1 protein-coding gene and 2 pseudogenes are annotated in these 1,533 nt (G+C 75.9%); 2 read left to right on the forward strand and 1 reads right to left on the reverse strand.

Going from position 1 to position 1,533, the window contains the following annotated elements; translation table 11 throughout:
- Window positions 1-120: pseudogene (locus SACPADRAFT_RS31195) on the forward strand (glycosyltransferase family 1 protein); the annotation flags it as partial.
- A gap of 71 nt (window positions 121-191) precedes the next feature.
- The gene (locus SACPADRAFT_RS0204085) at window positions 192-1,106 is read left to right on the forward strand and encodes a glycosyltransferase (RefSeq protein WP_007027575.1); all 915 of its coding nucleotides are present in this window, start codon (window positions 192-194) and stop codon (window positions 1,104-1,106) included.
- Between the two features lie 122 nt (window positions 1,107-1,228).
- On the opposite strand, the pseudogene SACPADRAFT_RS25495 reads toward SACPADRAFT_RS0204085, so the two are convergent.
- Window positions 1,229-1,533 (reverse strand): annotated as a pseudogene (locus SACPADRAFT_RS25495) (hypothetical protein); the annotation flags it as partial.

The following is a 1,533-nucleotide window of genomic DNA, read 5'->3' on the forward strand; positions in this document are numbered from 1 at the left end:
CGGGCGGAGCTGGCGCAGGCCGCGCGCCGCCGGGCCAAGGAGTTCTCCTGGATCCGGTCGGCCGGCGACCACCTGGAGGCCTACGACCGGGCCTGGTACCGGCACCGTACCGGCCGCTGAGCACACCGCGGGTGCGGCGACGGGGCGCCTGCCCCGTGAACCGCCCACCGGACGGGCGCGGGCGGTGGCGCGTGCACAATGGCTCCGTGACCGACGGCCCCGAGAAGACCGCGCCCGGCCCCTACGGTGACCCCGAAACCTATGGTGACGACGTCGCCGTGGTGGTGGTGACCTACTCGCCGGGGGAGGACCTGCGACGTTTCCTCGACACCCTGGACGACGCCACCGACGACGACGTCACCGTCGTGCTGGCCGACAACGGCTCCGTCGACGGCGCCCCGGAGAAGGCGGCCGAGGCCGGGCACGTGCGGCTGGTGCACACCGGTGGCAACCTCGGCTACGGCGGCGGGGTCAACGCCGGGGTGGCCGCGCTCGACGACCGGGTCGGCTGGATCGTGTTCGCCAACCCCGATCTCGAATGGGATCCGGGCGCGCTGGACACCCTGCGCGACGCGGCCCGCCGGTGGCCCCGGGGCGGGGCGTTCGGCCCCCTGATCCGGGAGTCGGACGGGACCGTGTACCCGTCCGCCCGGCTGTTGCCGTCGCTCGGCCGCGGGATCGGGCACGCGCTGCTGGGCCGGGTATGGCCCGCGAACCCGTGGACCCGCGCCTACCGGCAGGAGCACGCCGCGCCCCGCGAGCGCACCGCCGAGTGGTTGTCCGGCTCGTGCCAGCTCGTCCGCCGGGAGGCGTTCGACGCGGTCGGCGGGTTCGACCCGCGCTACTTCATGTACTTCGAGGACGTCGACCTCGGCGACCGGATCGGCCGGGCGGGGTGGCTCAACGTCTACGTGCCCTCCGCGGGCGTGATGCACATCGGTGGCCGGTCGACCGAACAGGCCTCGGCCCGCATGCTGGCCGCCCACCACGCCAGTGCGTACCGCTATCTCGCCGACCGGCACCGCGGCCCCGCGTGGAAACCGCTGCTGGCGCTGATCCGGCTCGGTCTGGCCGCGCGCCTGCGCCTCACCACCCGGGGGTCCTGACCGTCCCGGATCCACCACCCGCGGGGCGCACCACCCGTGGGGCCCGACCACCCGGGCGGGATCAGCCGCGGCCGCCGGATCCCCGGTGCACGGTCCGGTCCGTCACCACGCGGCCGGGCGGATCACAGCCCGTCCAGACGACGGGCCAGATAGGACTGACCCGCCTCGTTGCGCACGGTGGGCACCAACCCGTCGATCCCGTCCGGCCCGGTCTCCGCGCCCGGACCCTGCCGGGGCAGCTCGCCCTGATGGGAATGCTGCTCGGCGGCACGGACGTCGTCACCCCGGGCGGCGTCACCGGGGTGCCCGCCGTCCGCGCCGGTGGGCCCGGGCGTCGGCACGGGCCGTGTCTGCGGCCGGGTGTCCGGCTCGGCCCCGGCGGGATCGGTCCACTCCTGTGCCGGGCGCGGCAGGGGCGTGGTGGACT

The organism is Saccharomonospora iraqiensis subsp. paurometabolica YIM 90007, from assembly GCF_000231035.2.
Classification (GTDB): Bacteria; Actinomycetota; Actinomycetes; order Mycobacteriales; family Pseudonocardiaceae; genus Saccharomonospora; species Saccharomonospora paurometabolica.